The sequence below is a fragment of the Burkholderia pyrrocinia genome (genome assembly GCF_003330765.1).
Taxonomy (GTDB): domain Bacteria; phylum Pseudomonadota; class Gammaproteobacteria; order Burkholderiales; family Burkholderiaceae; genus Burkholderia; species Burkholderia pyrrocinia_B.
The window spans coordinates 3,330,789-3,346,295 of record NZ_CP024902.1 but is presented as its reverse complement, the minus strand read 5'-3'; the positions used below and the strand labels follow the sequence as shown (position 1 = coordinate 3,346,295).

Below are 15,507 nucleotides of genomic sequence, written 5' to 3'. Positions count from 1 at the left end.
GGGGCCAGCCTGGCGCTTGTGTACAATTTTCTCCCTCGATCCGAATACCTGTCGCGACTCATGCCGGGCAATGTCTCCCTCTCCGACGTCATCTCGCTCGCGGAAATCCAGGCGCTGGCCGATCCGAAATCCTTCGAGCGCGGCAAGGCCTATTATCACGACGGCGCCGTCTCGCGGCTGACCGAGCGCGACGGCGTGCTGTCGGCGACCGTGCGCGGCACGTACCGCTATCACGTCGAATTCGAGGTGAGCGACGACGGCGCGCTGGACTACGCATGCAATTGTCCGGTCGGCGACGGCGGCGCGTTTTGCAAGCATGCGGTGGCTGTCGCATTGTCGTGGCTTGAAAACAGCGGCGAGGAGGTCTTTCACGACGAGACGCCCGGACCGACACGTTCGCGGCGCAAGCGCAAGACCCATGCGGAGCTGATTCGCGAGTATCTGGCGGCACTTGACGAGGACGCCCTGCGGAACTGGCTGCTCGACGCGGCCGAGCGCGACCGGTCATTGCGCGACCGGTTGCTGTTCGAGGCGCGCGCCGCGAGTGCCGGCGATGTTGCGAGCCTGAGAGCTGCCGTCCGCCAGTTGGCGCGTGTGGCGCGGCCGCTCGGCTGGGATGAAGCCCATGTCTACGGGGAAGGCCTGTTCGAACTGGCGGATATGCTGCGCCGGCAACTGGCCGGCCCTCATGCCGCGCTGGTGGTCGAGCTTGCCGAACTCGCGATCGCGGACGCGGAAGCGAGCCTCGAGCAGATCGACGATTCGGACGGCAGCGTCGCGCCGGGGATTCGCGAGCTGGCGGACCTGCATCTCGACGCGTGCCGCCGGACCCGGCCTGATCCGGTGAAGCTCGCCGACCGTCTGTTCCGCGTGCAGGCCGGCGGGCAGTGGGATACGTTCTACGACGTGCTGCCGAACTACGGCGAGCCGCTCGGCGAGACGGGATTGGCCCGGTATCGCGAACTGGTCGAGCAGCATTGGTCCGCGTTGCCGCTACTGCCGCCGGGGCGGGACGATCGGCGTACCTACGATACGGTGCGTTTGAATCTCGAGCACGCGATGGAATCGCTGGCGAAGCACGATGGCGATGTCGACGCGCTGATCCGCATCTGGTCGAAGGATCTGTCCGGTTCATACCGGTTTCTGCAGATCGCGGAATTGTGCGCTGCCCACGATCGTTTCGATGAAGGTCTCGCGTGGGCGGAGCGCGGAATCCAGGAAGCGCCCGAGCGGCACAATTCGGACCTGCTAGGCTTCTGCATCGTCGAATACCTGCGCCGGCGCGATTTCGACCGGGCCGACGCGCTCGCCTGGCAGCGCTTCGAGACCAATCCGACCGCCGACGAATTCGCCGCGCTGATGAAGGTGGCTGCGAAGACCGCGCGGCGCGATGCCGTGCGCGAACGCGCGCTCGTGCATTTGCGGACGTTGGCGCGACAGTCGGAAACCTCGAAGGAGAGCGCGAAGACGCGGTGGGGCTGGCAGCCGTCGCCGCGCACCGAGCTAGTCAAACTGCTGCTCGCCGACAAGGATGACTTGGCGGCCTGGGACGCGTTCTGCGGCGGGCCGGTCGCGACCGCAGTCTGGTCGGCGATGGCAGCCGCGCGCGCGAAGACGCATCCCGACGATGCGATTGCGCTCTATCATCGGCTGCTGCCGGTTGCGGTCGAGCATGGCACGGGCAATGCGCGCTACGACGACGCGTTCGACGTCGTGCGCAAGATCGGCGCGCTGCGTGGGGCGCGTCGGCAGCAAACGGAATTCGATGCGGAGCTTGAGTCGATTCGGAAAACGTATCGCGCGAAGCGGAACTTCATCAAGCTGCTTGCGACGCTCGGCGTGTCGGCGGGGTGAATGGAAGCATCGAAAGATCAGGAGGGAACATGCGATGAACGTCGACATAGCCGCAATCGATGACGCGGTCCTTGCGCTCCTCTACTTGACTCTGCATGACCACAACCGCGCCTGGAAGAGTTTCGACTGGGAGGTGCTGAACCGGCTGCATGCGCGCGGTTTGGTCGACGATCCCGTCAACAAGACGAAGTCGGTCGTCCTGACCGACGAGGGCTTGCGAGAGTCGGCACGCCTTTTCAAGCGACTTTTCGCCAGTTCCGACACTGCCGCTGAACCGTGATGAAATGAATGTCTACGCGCTTTGCTCGGCGCGCACCACGACGAAGTGCACGTCGCGTGCGCGAGCAGAGCGACGACGGCGTGCTGCGGTTCCGCACCGCCAGCTGATACCGCTTCGTTCTCCTCACACGACGGGTTCGTAGCGCCACCCGTCGTGATGCCATTGCATCGTATGCGTCGGTTCGAGTGCCGCGAGAAACGCGGTGTCGTGTGACGCGACCACGATCGCGCCCGGGAAGCCGGCCAGTGCGGCTTCGATCGCGCGCACCGATTCGAGATCGAGGTGATTGGTCGGCTCGTCGAGCAGCAGCAGTTGCGCGGGCGTGCCGCGCCACAACGCGCACGCGAGCGCGGCCTTCAGCCGTTCGCCGCCGCTCAACTGGCGCGCAGGTTGCGTCGCGCGCGTCGCGTCGAGCTGCAGCAGCGCGAGACGGCTGCGCAGGTCGCCTTCGGCGAGCGGCGTATCGAGCAACCCCAACTGCTCGACGATCGAACGCCCGGGATCGAGCAGCGCGAGCCGCTGGTCGAGATACGCCGCGCTCACGTGCGTCGTGCAGGTGCCTGAACGCGGCGCGAGCTCGCCCGCGAGCATCCGCAGCAACGTCGATTTGCCGCAGCCGTTCGGGCCCGTCAGCGCGATGCGCACCGCGCCGCTCGCCGACCACGTGATCGCATCGGCGTCGCCGGCCACACGCCACGGCAGTTGTGCGCGTTCGAGCGTGAACAGCTGGCGGCGCGCGCTGATCTCGGTGCCGGGCAGCGACACGAGCACGGGCGCATCGGCCTCGACGCGCGCGGCCGCCTGCTGTACGCGTTCGTCGAGCGTCGCCTTGAATTCGTCCTGGTGGCGCCGGACCTGCCCCATGACGTTGCGCGCCGCACCCTTGCGGCTCTGACGCGCCATCGACGACAGATTGGCCGTCTTTGCATCGCGCAGCGAGCCGGCCGCGTGGCGCTGGATCGTGTCGTGTTCCTGTTCGAGCCTGCGCCTGACGCGTCCGCGCTCGGTGCGCGCATGATCGAGCGCCGCTTGCGCGGCATCCCGTTCCGCGTCGCGCTGCGCGCGGTAGAGCGCGTAGTTGCCGCCGTACGAGCGTGCGCCTTGCGGCGTCAGCTCGACGATGCGCTGCACGTTGGCGAGCAGCGCACGGTCGTGGCTCACGATGACGAGGCCGCCGCGCCAGCCGTCGAGCGCCGTGCGCAGCCATGCGCGGCCCGGCGCGTCGAGATGGTTGGTCGGTTCGTCGAGCACGAGCAGGCCGGCGCCGGACAGCAGTGCCCCGATCAGCGCGACGCGCGCGAGCTGGCCGCCGCTCAGCGCCTGCGCGGGCGTGTCGGGTCGCACGTCGTGCAGGCCGGCCGCGTCGAGCGCCGCGCGCAGCCGCTCGGCGAGATCCCAGCGATCGCCGATCAGGTCGAAGTGGTGCGGCTCGGCTTGGCCGTCAGCGAGACGCGCAAGCGCGCCGAGCGGCGCATCGAGCGCGGCGATTTGCGCGACGGTGCGCGGGCCGGCCGATCCGTCGTCGTGCTGCTGCGCGACGTAGGCGACGGGCGTGTGCCGGTCGATCGTCCCCGAACCCGGCGCGCAGCGGCCCGCGATCAACTGCGCGAGCAGGCTCTTGCCGACGCCGTTGCGGCCGACGATGCCCGTCGGCGTGCGGTCGATGGAAAGGTCGAGCGAATCGAACAGCGTGAAGCCGTCGTCGAAGCGGAAGGAAACGTGATGAAGCGCGACGAGCGCGCCAGTGGGCGTGGCTGCAGCCATAAGCACCTCCGAAAATGTGTGAAGACCTTCGCGCGGCGTGCGTGGCACGGCGGCGAAAACATTTTGGGAAGGCTTAGTTATTCACTTTGGCTGGCGTCCAGTATGAGGAATAGGAGCGGAGTGTAGCAAGCGAAGCGCGCGGGCCGCAAGCGACGGGTGCGAACGCCGTCGCTTGCGCGCCACGCGCGGTTATCGCGGTTATTGCACGGAGACCGTCGTGAAGTTCTGTCGTCCGAACGGACTCACGCGATAGCCGCTCACGTTCGCGCGCGTGAGCGCCGCCGCGGTCGGGTAGCCGAGCGGGATCCACAGCGCCTGCTCGTGGATGATCTTCTGCGCCGCTTCGTACAGCTTCGCACGCTTGGCCTGGTCGGCGGTCGACTTGCCGTCGGCGATCAGCTTGTCGAGTTGCGCGTCGCAGAAGCGCGCGAAGTTGATGCCCGACTTCACCGCGTTGCAGCTGAACAGCGGCGACAGGTAGTTGTCCGGATCGCCGTTGTCGCCGGCCCAGCCCATGAACAGCATGTCATGCTGGCCGAGCTTCGCCTGCTTGATCAGCTCGCCCCATTCGATCACCTTCACATCGGCCTTCACGCCGATCTTCGCGAGGTCGGCCTGCAGCAGTTCCGCGCCGACCTTCGGGTTCGGGTTCAGCACGCTGCCGGTCGGGCGCGTCCAGATCGTCGTCGAGAAGCCGTTCGGGAAGCCGGCCTGCGCGAGCAGCTGCTTCGCCTTCGCGGGATCGTACGCATACGGCGCGACGTCCTTCGCGTAGCTCCACGTGTTCGGCGGATACGGGTTGTTCGCGGCCGTCGCGGTGTTGTCGAACACGACCTTCAGGTAGGTCGTGCGGTCGAACGCGAGGTTCAGCGCCTCGCGTACCTTGTCGTTGTCGAGCGGCTTCTTCTGCGTGTTCAGCGCGACGAACGCGGTCATGAACGCGGGCGTCTGCACGACCTTCAGCGCGCTTTCGCCCTTCGCGGCGAGCACGTCCTGCGGTTTCGGCGACAGCGCGATCTGGCATTCGCCGGCCTTTACCTTCTGCAGGCGCACCGACGCGTCGGGCGTGATCGCATAGATCAGCCGGTCGACCTTCGGCTTCGTGCCCCAGTACGTGGGGTTCACGTCGTAGCGGATCAGTGCGTCCTTCGTATAGCTCTTCAGCACGAACGGGCCCGTGCCGACCGGCTTCGCGTTCAGGTCGGCCTGCTTGCCGGCCTTCAGCAACTGGTTCGCGTATTCGGCCGAGTAGATCGACGCGAAGCCCATCGTCAGGATCGGCACGAACGTCGCGTTCGGCTCGTTCAGCACGAACTTCACCGTGCTGTCGTCGACCTTCGTGACCGACTTTACGAGCTTCACGAGGCCCATCGACTGCGCGTGCGGGAAGCCGCTCGCGCCGGCCACCTTGTGCCACGGGTTCGAATCGTCGAGCATCCGTGTGAATGTGAACACGACGTCGTCCGCGTCGAGCGCGCGGCCCGGCTTGAAATAGTCGGTGGTCTGGAACGCGACGTTCGGGCGCAGGTGGAACGTGTAGGTGAGGCCGTCGGCGCTCGCTTCCCATTTGTCGGCGAGCGCGGGCACGACCTTCTTCGCGGCTTCGTCGTACGACACGAGCGTGTTGAAGAGCACGTCGGCCGACGCGTTGGTCGTGACGAGCGAGTTGTATTGCACGACGTCGAAGCCGTCCGGGCTCGATTCCGTGCAGACGGTGAGCGGCTTGGCGGCGGCGAGGCCGGGGGCGGCGAGTGCGGCGGCGACCGCGGCCGCGGCGAACAGCTTGACGTGCATAGGATCTCCCACGTGGCTTGTGCTTTTTGCTTGATGACGGGATGCGGGCGCGACCCGGAAGCGGGCGGGGCCGGCGCGGCTGGCGAATAGCATAGCGCCAAAGCGCGCGACGCGTGAAAAAAGGCGCCGGAACGCGGCGAATTGACCGAACAAAGGCTGCGTTCGCGACGGAACGGATGTTGACGCGGCGGGAGGGTGCTGGCTGGGCGGCGGGAGAAGCGGGAGAAGCGGGAGAAGCGGGAGAAGCGGGAGAAGCGGGAGAAGCGGGAGAAGCGGGAGAAGCGGGAGAAGCGGGAGAAGCGGGGGCAGAGGTGCTGGAGATCGGCGCGTCGGGAGCGGCGCGGACGCCGCGGCAAGTGCCGCGAAACCGAAACGTCGACGCGGCGATGTGGCCCGGCGCGCGTCGCGCGTGCCGGGCCTGCGGTGCGTCAGCGCGTGCCGGCCTTCGGCTTGCGCGGCGCCTTTTCGAACAGGCGGTCGTAGAGCCAGCGCGGCAGCACGTGCAGCACCTTCGCGACGACGCCCATCTGCCACGGAATGACGCGGAACGCATGCTGCCGCGCGATCGCGCGTGCCGCGCGCGCGGCGAAGCGGTCGGCGTCCATCAGGAACGGCATCCGGTACGGGTTGTGCGCCGTCATCGGCGTGCGGATGTAGCCGGGCGCGATCGTCACGACGCCGACGCCGGCCGCGCGCAGCTCGACGCGCAGCGATTCGAGATACTTGATCGCGGCCGATTTCGACGCGCTGTACGCGCCGGAGCCGGGCAGACCGCGCACGCCGGCGACGCTCGCGACGCCGACCAGCGTGCCGTGGCGCGCGGCCGTCATCGGGCCGACGAACGGCTCGAACGTCGCGACCATCCCGTAGTAGTTGATGTCCATCACGTCGCGAAATGTCGCGAGATCGCCCTGGCCCGTGACGGCGCCCTGGCTGATGCCCGCGTTCGCGATCACGACGTCGGGGCAGCCGTGCGTCGCGATGAACGACGCGGCGGCCGTCGCGAGCGCGTCGGCGTCGCGCACGTCGGCGGAATAGACGGAGATGGACAGCTTGGGGAAGCGCCGCGCGAACGCATCGAGCGCATCGGGGCGGCGCGCGACGAGCGCGAGCGTGGCGCCCTGGCGGGCGTATTCCTCGGCCATCGCGAGGCCGAGGCCGCTCGACGCGCCGGTGATGAAGACCTTCAGCGGAGTAGTCATGCCGGCGCGCGGGCGGGGATCAGAGCTTCTTGTCCTGAACCTGCTTCACGAGGAAGTCGAGCACCTGCGCGGTGCCCGGGATGCTGTTCGTGTAAGCGGGGCCTGTCTTGTACTTGCCCTGGACGACGACCGTCGGCACGCCGTCGATCGCGTAGTCCTTCAGCAGCTTGGCCGACTGGTTCACCTCGCCCTGCACGCTGAACGAGTTGTACGCGTCGGTGAACTGCTTCTTGTCGACGCCCTGCGTGGCCAGGAAGTCGGCCTGCGCCTGCGGCGTCAGCAGGTAGTTCTTCTGCTTGTGGATCGCGTTGAAGATCGCCGGCGTGACCTTCTCGGAGATGCCGAGCGCGGACACCGCGTAGAACAGCTTCGAGTGCGGGACGAAATCGTCACGGAATGCGACCGGCACGCGCTTGAAGTCGATGTTGTTGCCCTGCTTCTTCACCCAGGCCTCGATCGTCGGCTCGAATTCGTAGCAGTGCGGGCAGCCGTACCAGAAGAACTCGATCACCTCGACCTTGCCGGCCGGCGCGGACACCGGCTGCGGCGACTTCATCACCTCGAAGTCCTTGCCGGCGACCGGCGCGGCGGCCGAAGCCTGGGCGAAGCCGGCCGCGAGGCCCAGGGACAGAAGGAGCGTGCTAAGCAGTTTTTTCATGTTGTGAACGTCAAATCAGTTGCTCGGGTTACGAAACGTAACGGGTTCTGCGTGGGCTCGGCCGGCTGCTTACTGCTTCGTGAAGCGGATCACCGCCGTGTCGACACCTGCATCGGACAGGCGTTGACGGGCCGAGTTCATATCCTCGAACTTCGAGAACGGGCCAACGCGCACGCGGAAATAGGTCACGCCGCTGACGTCGCGCTTCGACACCTTCGACTCGAAGCCCTGGAAGCCGAGGCGCGCGCGCTGCTGCTCGGCGTCGCCTTCCGTTTTATACGCGCCGACCTGCAGGAAGTAGCCGGTATTCGCGTCGCTCGCGGTCGGCGGCTTCGCGGCCGCGGCGGCCGTGGCCGACGACGTCGGTTTCGGCGTGTTCGCGGCCAGTTGCTGCTGCTTTTGCGCGGCGGCCTGCTGTGCCTGCTTCTGCGCGGCGAAGCGCGCGAGGTCGTCCTCGCCGGCCTGCTGCTGCGGCTGCGTCTTCTTCGGCGGCGTGTTGTCGGCCGGCTTCGGCGCGACGGCGACGCCGTTGCCCGACGACGCATTGTTCGACGCGGTCGTGCCGTTCGAGCTGCCGGTGCTGTTCGAGCCGCTCGACCCGTTGGCCGACGGCGGCACTTCGACGATCTGCGGCTCCGGCAGCAGGCCGCCCTGCGTCTGGTTCGCGGCCTGGCCGGGCGCGGTGTTGGGCGGCGCGGGCTGCGCGGCCTGCGGCACCGGCTGGCCGGGCGTCTTGCCCTGCAGCGCGCGGTTCGGGTCGAACTGCTGCGGCTGGCTCGCACCGTTGTCGGCCGGCGGCGGCGCGACCTTCGACACGAATGGCGACGGCGAACGCGTGATGTAGAGCGCCACCACCACCGCGATCGCGAGGCCGACGATCAGGCCCAGCACGATTCCAAGAAATGTTCCTCCGGCTTGTTTCGATTGCTTCGAAGTGCGGCGTGCTTGTGCCATTGCTTGAGTCACCTGCAAAAAGAATCGTGAAAGGGCTGCGACGGGCATCCGGCGGCGGGTATCCGACGGCGGGCGCTGCCGCGGCCATTCGCTGCCCGGTTCGGGCCGCTTACATCTTGGCGGGCGCGGACACGCCGAGCACCGCCAGGCCGTTCTCGAGTACCTGCCGGGTCGCGGCGAGGAGCGCTGCGCGCGCATTGCGCGGCGCTTCGTCGTCGACCAGCACGCGCTCCGCATTGTAGAACGAGTGGAATTCGCCAGCGAGATCGCGCAGGTAGAACGCGACCGCGTGCGGCGCCAGCTCGTTCGCCGCGTGCGTGAGCATGTCCGGGTACTCGGCGAGCTTTTGCATCAGCGACGCGGCCTGCGCGCTCGTCAGCTGCGACAGGTCGGCGCCCGGCAGCTGCGCGGCATCGCCGTTGTAGCGCGACTTCCATTCGTTGAGCACCGAGCAGATCCGCGCATGCGCGTACTGGACGTAATAGACCGGGTTTTCGTCGTTCTGTTTCAGCGCGAGGTCGATGTCGAACACGAACTCGGTATCGGCCTTGCGCGAGATCAGGAAGAAGCGCACCGCGTCGCGGCCGCGCGTGATGGTCGCCTCGTCGATCAGGTCGGGCGCCGCTTCCTGGCCCGGCGCCGCGCCGCCCGACCATTCGATCAGGTCGCGCACCGTCACGTAGCTGCCCGCGCGCTTCGAGAGCTTCACTTCCTGGCCGTCGCGCATCACGGTGACCATCTTGTGCAGCACGTAGTCGGGATAGCCCTTCGGGATCCCGACGTGCAGCCCCTGCAGGCCCGCGCGCACGCGCGCGATCGTGCCGTGGTGGTCCGAGCCCTGGATGTTGATCACCTTCGTGAAGCCGCGCTCCCACTTCGCCACGTGGTACGCGACGTCCGGCACGAAGTACGTGTACGTGCCGTCCGACTTGCGCATCACGCGATCCTTGTCGTCGCCTTCGTCGGTCGTGCGCAGCCACAGCGCGCCGTCCTGCTCGTAGGTCATGCCGGCCTTGATCAGCGCGTCGACCGTCTTCTCGACGCGGCCTTCGCTGTACAGCGACGACTCGAGGTAGTACTGGTCGAACTTTACGCCGAACGCCTGCAGGTCCATGTCCTGCTCGCGACGCAGGTACGTGACCGCGAACTTGCGGATCGCGTCGAGATCCTCGACGTCGCCCGCGCCCTTGACCGGCTCGCCGTCCGATGCGGCGACCGTTTCGCCGTTCAGGTAGTCGCGTGCGATGTCGGCGATGTATTCGCCGTTGTACGCGGCTTCCGGCCAGCCCGCGTCGCCCGGCTTCAGGCCGCGCGCGCGCGCCTGCGTCGAGATCGCGAGGTTGCCGATCTGCACGCCCGCGTCGTTGTAGTAGAACTCGCGGTGCACCGCGTAACCCTGGCTCGCGATCACGTTCGCGAGCACGTCGCCGAGCGCGGCCTGGCGGCCGTGGCCGACATGCAGCGGGCCGGTCGGGTTCGCCGACACGAATTCGAGCAGCACCTGCTTGCCTTTCTCGCGATCCGACGTGCCGAATGCGCGGCCCTGGTCGAACACGGCGGCGATCACCGCCTGCTTCGCGGCGGCCGACAGGCGCAGGTTGATGAAGCCGGGGCCGGCGATCTCGGCGGCTTCGACGAGCCCTTGCGCGGCCGGCTGCGCGTTGAGCGCGGCGACGATCTGCTCGGCGAGCTGGCGCGGGTTCGCGCCGAGCGGCTTCGCGAGCTGCATCGCGACGTTGCACGCGACGTCGCCGTGCGCGGCGACCTTCGGGCGCTCCAGCGTGATGGCCGGGGCGACGAACGCGGCGTCGGCGCCTTTCAGCGCGTGTGCGACCTGCTTGACGCTATCCGCGAGCAGGGCTTCGAGGGTCTGTTTGTGTGCTGGCAGCATGCTGGTAGAAGGCTTCGTTGGTGGCGGCCGGAAATGCCGGCCCGCCGGCGCGCTTTTTAAGCGCGCGTTTCAGGGATCGCAGAATTTTAACAGGTGCTAATATGCCGATCAGGCGGCCCGCGTCCGCGAGGCCGGACGCCGGTCTGCCGGCGTCCCCCAACTTCGCCGCGCAGGCACAACAAGATGAAAAGGGAATTGTCATGATTACGTTCAAGAGCAAGGCGGCACAGGATCTCGACGTGCTGAAGGATTTCGCGGTTTTCGTGCTGGGTGTCGTCGGCAAGCCGCTGGGCGAGCGCGGCGTGATTACGCACGACGAACTCGACGACGCGATCGCGAAGCTGGAAGGCTCCGTCGCGCAGGCGAAGCAGGCGCGTGCCGAGCACGCCGGCCACTTCCACGAGGACGAAGCCGACCACGCTCACCACGAAGTGCCGCCGAGCCTGGCACAGCGCGTCGCGCCGTTCCTCACGATGCTGCGCGAAGCGAAGGCCGGCGAAGCCGACGTGCACTGGGGGTTCTGAGTTTCCTTGCCCGACAGTACGAACGGTTGGCAAGACAAGAAAAAGCCCGCTTTCGAGCGGGCTTTTCTTTTTGTCTGACAAAACAGGCGGCTGGCCGCCCGTCCGCATGGATCAGAGCTGCGGTGCGAGCGCGCGGCGCGCGTCGTCGAGCGACAGCGCCATGCGCTGCGCGTAGTCCTCGAGCTGATCCTGCCCGATTTTTCCGACCGAGAAATACCGGCTGTCCGGATGCGCGAGGTAGAAGCCCGACACGCTCGCGGCCGGCAGCATCGCCAGCGAGTCGGTCACGCTCATGCCGATCTCGTCCGCACGCAGCACGTCGAACATGTCGCGTTTCACGAGGTGGTCGGGGCAGGCCGGGTAGCCGGGCGCCGGGCGGATGCCCGCGTACTTTTCCGCGATCAACGCGTCGTTGTCGAGCGTCTCGCCGCCCGCGTAGCCCCACAGCTCGCGTCGCACGCGCGCGTGCATCGCTTCCGCGAGCGCTTCCGCGAAGCGGTCGGCGAGCGCCTTCAGCATGATCGCGCTGTAGTCGTCGTGGTCGGCTTCGAACTGCTTTTCCTTCACGTCGACGCCGAGGCCGGCCGTGACCGCGAACATCCCGATGTAGTCGGCGACGCCGGATTCCTTCGGCGCGATGAAGTCGGCGAGCGAGCGGTTCGGCCGCATCACGCCGTCGACCACCGGGCGCACGCTCTGCTGGCGCAGGTTGCGCCACGTGAGCAGTACTTCCGAGCGCGACTCGTCGCTGTAGATCTCGATGTCGTCGTCGTTGACGGTGTTCGCCGGCAGCAGCGCGATCACGCCGTTCGCGGTTAGCCAGCGGCCCTGGATCAGGCGCGCGAGCATCGATTTCGCGTCGGAGAACACGCGCCGCGCCGATTCGCCGACGATCTCGTCGTTCAGGATCGCCGGGTACGGGCCCGCGAGGTCCCACGTCTGGAAGAACGGGCCCCAGTCGATGTAGTTCGCGAGCTCGTTCAGGTCGTAGTTCTTGAACACGCGGCGGCCGATGAACTTCGGCTTCGTGGGCTGGTAGTTTGCCCAGTCGATTTTGGCCCGGTTCGCGCGTGCTTCGGCAAGCGTGACCATCGGCTGCTGCTTGCGGTTCGCGTGCTGGACGCGGATGCGATCGTAGTCGGACTTCAGCTCGTCGAGGTATTTCGTCGCGCCTTCGTCGGACAGCAGGCTCGACGCGACCGACACCGAGCGCGACGCGTCGGGCACGTAGACGACCGGGCCTTCGTAGTGCGGCGCGATCTTCACGGCCGTGTGCACGCGCGAGGTGGTCGCGCCGCCGATCAGCAGCGGGATCTTCTTCACGCGGAAGTAGTCGTCGCGCTGCATTTCGGAGGCGACGTACGCCATTTCCTCGAGGCTCGGCGTGATGAGGCCCGACAGCCCGATGATGTCCGCGCCCTCGACCTTCGCCTTCGCGAGGATCTCGTTGCACGGGACCATCACGCCCATGTTGACCACTTCGAAGTTGTTGCACTGGAGCACGACTGACACGATGTTCTTGCCGATGTCGTGCACGTCGCCCTTCACGGTCGCGATGACGATCTTGCCTTTCGCGCGCACGTCGCCGCCCGCTTCCGCGAGCAGGCGCTTTTCTTCCTCGATGAACGGGATCAGGTGCGCGACCGCCTGCTTCATCACGCGCGCCGACTTCACGACCTGCGGCAGGAACATCTTGCCCTGGCCGAACAGGTCGCCGACGATGTTCATCCCGTCCATCAGCGGGCCTTCGATCACGTTGATCGGGCGGCCGCCCGCCGCGTCGATCTTCGCGCGCACCTCTTCCGTATCCTCGACGATGAAGGTCGTGATGCCGTGCACGAGCGCGTGCGAGAGCCGCTTCTCGACCGGCTGGTTGCGCCACTCGAGGTTCTCTTCCTTCTTCGCGCCGCCCGCCTTGAACTTGTCGGCGATTTCGAGGAGCCGGTCGGTGGAATCCGCGCGGCGGTTCAGGATCACGTCCTCGACGCGCTCGCGCAGCTCGGCGTCGAGATCGGCATACACGCCGAGCTGGCCCGCGTTGACGATGCCCATGTCCATCCCCGCCTGGATCGCGTGGTACAGGAACACGGTGTGGATCGCCTCGCGCACGGCGTCGTTGCCGCGGAACGAGAACGATACGTTCGACACGCCGCCGCTCACCTTCGCGTACGGCAGGTTCTGCTTGATCCAGCGGGTCGCCTCGATGAAGTCGACCGCGTAGTTGTTGTGCTCCTCGATGCCGGTCGCGACCGCGAAGATGTTCGGGTCGAAGATGATGTCTTCCGGCGGGAAGCCGACTTGGTTGACGAGGAAGTCGTACGAGCGCTTGCAGATCTCGGTCTTGCGCGCGTACGTGTCGGCCTGGCCCGTCTCGTCGAACGCCATCACGACGGCTGCCGCGCCGTAGCGGCGGATCAGGTTCGCGTGGTGGCGGAACGCTTCCTCGCCTTCCTTCAGCGAGATCGAGTTCACGATCGCCTTGCCCTGCACGCACTTGAGGCCGGCCTCGATCACTTCCCACTTCGACGAGTCGATCATGATCGGCACGCGCGCGATATCGGGCTCCGACGCGATCAGATTCATGAAGCGGACCATCGCCGCCTTCGAATCGAGCATCGCCTCGTCCATGTTGATGTCGATCACCTGCGCGCCGTTCTCGACCTGCTGGCGCGCGACGGCGAGCGCCTCGTCGAACTGGCCGTTGAGGATCATCCGCGCGAACGCCTTCGAGCCGGTGACGTTGGTTCGTTCACCGACGTTGATGAAGAGCGTCCCGGGCGTGACGTTGAACGGCTCGAGGCCGGCAAGGCGCATCATGTGATCGGTCATGGCGGTGCGAATTCTGGTGATGAAGGGCGTGGGGCGATCGGGTCAGGCGTTGTCGCTGTACTGGTTCGGCCAGCGGCGCGGCTTCACGTCGGCGAGCGCCTTCGCGATTTCGGCGATGTGCTCGGGCGTCGTGCCGCAGCAGCCGCCCGCGAGGTTCACGAGCCCGGCCTGCGCGAATTCCTTCAGGAGGCCCGACGTGACGTCAGGCGTCTCGTCGAAGCCGGTGTCGCTCATCGGGTTCGGCAGGCCCGCGTTCGGGTAGCACGACACGTAGGTGTCGCACAGCTTCGCGAGCTCGGCGATGTACGGGCGCATCAACGCCGCGCCGAGCGCGCAGTTCAGGCCGAACGTGAGCGGCTTCGCGTGGCGCAGCGAATTCCAGAACGCCTCGACCGTCTGGCCCGACAGGATGCGGCCGGAGGCATCCGTGACGGTGCCCGAGATCATGATCGGCAGGCGCTCGCCGGTGTCTTCGAACAGTTCGTCGAGCGCGAACAGCGCGGCCTTCGCGTTCAGCGTGTCGAAGATCGTCTCGACGAGGAACAGGTCGACGCCGCCGTCGAGCAGCGCCTTCGCCTGCGCGTAGTACGCGTTGCGCAGCTCGTCGAACGTGACGTTGCGCGCGCCCGGATCGTTGACGTCCGGCGAGATGCTCGCCGTCTTCGGCGTCGGCCCGATCGCGCCCGCGACGAAGCGCGGCTTGGCCGGCGTCGCGTATTTCGCGGCCGATTCGCGCGCGAGCCGTGCCGATTCGACGTTCATCTCGACGACGAGATCTTCCATCCCGTAGTCGGCCTGCGCGACTGTGGTCGCGCCGAACGTGTTGGTCTCGACGATGTCGGCGCCGGCCGCGAAGTACTGGTCGTGGATCTCGCCGATGATCTGCGGCTGCGTGAGCGACAGCAGTTCGTTGTTGCCCTTGATGTCGCGCGGGAAATCCTTGAAGCGCTCGCCGCGATACGCGGCTTCGTCGAGCTTGTAGCGCTGGATCATCGTGCCCATCGCGCCGTCGAGGATCAGGATGCGCGATTTCAGCAGCGCGGGCAGTGCGGCGCCGCGCGTGTAGGGCGCGTCGGCGTAAGCGGCGAGAGGTGTCGCAGACATGGGCGGAAGACCGGCGAAGACGGGAAAGCCGTCATTGTAGCCGGTGCGCCTGACCGCCGCCCGGCCTCGCGCCGGCCGGGCGGCCCGCCAAACGAAAACCCCCGCCCGGCGAACCGGGCGGGGGCATGATCGGAGTGCTCGCGGCGCCGCGTCGGTGCGCGGCGAATGGCCCGGCCGCGCGAGGCGCCGGGCCGCGGGTCGTCAGTGCAGCACGACGGGCATCATCATCAGGCTGTCGAATTGCCCGAGGAATTCGTCGACTTCGTCGAGCGACGGTTCATCCTCGATCAGCTGTTTCACGTGCGCGCGGAAGCGTTCGGCAAGTTCGCCGTCGATGAAGATCTCGCGCTGCGCATTCTTGTCGACGATTTCGTATCCGCCGGCATTCATCAGATGATGGCCAGCCTGCGGCGCAAATTCGACGACGCAGTAGTTGGGGCTGTTGTAGATCATTTGCATGGCGGCACTCCTCTTCGCAGTGGCATCTGGCCTTGTTGTCCCCTAGGTGGGGCGGGCCTTGCCGGTTTCAAGGGGCTTGCGCTGCACACCCCGTTCCCGTTGCGTGGGGTGTATCGGTTAGAAGCCGATGTCTATGAAACGTTTCTTATTGTCTGCCGGTGTACGGAAATAGTTGTTAAAGAGTGTCATCGGCT

Annotated in this window: 12 protein-coding genes; 3 read left to right on the top strand and 9 right to left on the bottom strand. The window is 66.9% G+C overall.

The features are described from left to right. Window positions 1-60 precede the first annotated feature (60 nt). Both CUJ89_RS16200 and CUJ89_RS16195 read left to right on the top strand, forming a co-directional pair. Window positions 61-1,854: an SWIM zinc finger family protein gene (locus tag CUJ89_RS16200; RefSeq protein WP_114178205.1), complete on the top strand. Its 1,794-nt coding sequence runs from the start codon at window positions 61-63 to the stop codon at window positions 1,852-1,854. 34 nt (window positions 1,855-1,888) lie between these two features. Then, entirely contained in the window at window positions 1,889-2,134 is a 246-nt protein-coding gene (locus tag CUJ89_RS16195; RefSeq protein WP_114178204.1) for a DUF6429 family protein, read from the top strand. Window positions 2,135-2,257: 123 nt separating this feature from the next. Here the strand turns inward: CUJ89_RS16195 and CUJ89_RS16190 are convergent, their stop codons facing one another. The 6 genes from CUJ89_RS16190 to argS all read right to left on the bottom strand — a co-directional run bounded on the left by CUJ89_RS16190 (window position 2,258) and on the right by argS (window position 10,397). Continuing rightward, the gene (locus CUJ89_RS16190; RefSeq protein ID WP_114178203.1) at window positions 2,258-3,898 is read right to left on the bottom strand and encodes an ABC-F family ATP-binding cassette domain-containing protein; all 1,641 of its coding nucleotides are present in this window, start codon (window positions 3,896-3,898) and stop codon (window positions 2,258-2,260) included. 198 nt (window positions 3,899-4,096) lie between these two features. After that, window positions 4,097-5,692, bottom strand: a complete 1,596-nt coding sequence (locus tag CUJ89_RS16185) for an ABC transporter substrate-binding protein (protein ID WP_114178202.1) — start codon at window positions 5,690-5,692, stop codon at window positions 4,097-4,099. Window positions 5,693-6,120: 428 nt separating this feature from the next. Further along, on the bottom strand, window positions 6,121-6,894 hold the full coding sequence (locus CUJ89_RS16180; RefSeq protein WP_114178201.1) for an SDR family oxidoreductase: 774 nt from the start codon (window positions 6,892-6,894) through the stop codon (window positions 6,121-6,123). A 19-nt stretch (window positions 6,895-6,913) separates the two neighbouring features. Beyond that, window positions 6,914-7,552, bottom strand: coding sequence for a thiol:disulfide interchange protein DsbA/DsbL (locus tag CUJ89_RS16175; RefSeq protein WP_114178200.1), 639 nt, complete (start codon window positions 7,550-7,552; stop codon window positions 6,914-6,916). 69 nt (window positions 7,553-7,621) lie between these two features. Continuing rightward, on the bottom strand, window positions 7,622-8,506 hold the full coding sequence (locus CUJ89_RS16170; RefSeq protein WP_114178199.1) for an SPOR domain-containing protein: 885 nt from the start codon (window positions 8,504-8,506) through the stop codon (window positions 7,622-7,624). Between the two features lie 109 nt (window positions 8,507-8,615). Then, window positions 8,616-10,397, bottom strand: coding sequence for an arginine--tRNA ligase (argS, locus tag CUJ89_RS16165; RefSeq protein ID WP_114178198.1), 1,782 nt, complete (start codon window positions 10,395-10,397; stop codon window positions 8,616-8,618). A gap of 200 nt (window positions 10,398-10,597) precedes the next feature. Between argS and CUJ89_RS16160 the strand changes: the two genes are divergently transcribed. Continuing rightward, complete coding sequence (locus tag CUJ89_RS16160; RefSeq protein WP_114178197.1) at window positions 10,598-10,921, top strand: DUF1840 domain-containing protein; 324 nt, start codon at window positions 10,598-10,600, stop codon at window positions 10,919-10,921. A gap of 111 nt (window positions 10,922-11,032) precedes the next feature. On the opposite strand, the gene metH is transcribed toward CUJ89_RS16160, so the two are convergent. The 3 genes from metH to CUJ89_RS16145 all read right to left on the bottom strand — a co-directional run bounded on the left by metH (window position 11,033) and on the right by CUJ89_RS16145 (window position 15,313). Next, a complete protein-coding gene (gene metH / locus CUJ89_RS16155) occupies window positions 11,033-13,750 on the bottom strand; it encodes a methionine synthase (protein WP_201752251.1) in 2,718 nt (905 codons plus the stop codon). A 42-nt stretch (window positions 13,751-13,792) separates the two neighbouring features. After that, window positions 13,793-14,854, bottom strand: a complete 1,062-nt coding sequence (locus CUJ89_RS16150; RefSeq protein WP_114178196.1) for a homocysteine S-methyltransferase family protein — start codon at window positions 14,852-14,854, stop codon at window positions 13,793-13,795. A gap of 201 nt (window positions 14,855-15,055) precedes the next feature. Then, on the bottom strand, window positions 15,056-15,313 hold the full coding sequence (locus CUJ89_RS16145; RefSeq protein WP_006477667.1) for a DUF3567 domain-containing protein: 258 nt from the start codon (window positions 15,311-15,313) through the stop codon (window positions 15,056-15,058). Window positions 15,314-15,507 lie beyond the last annotated feature (194 nt).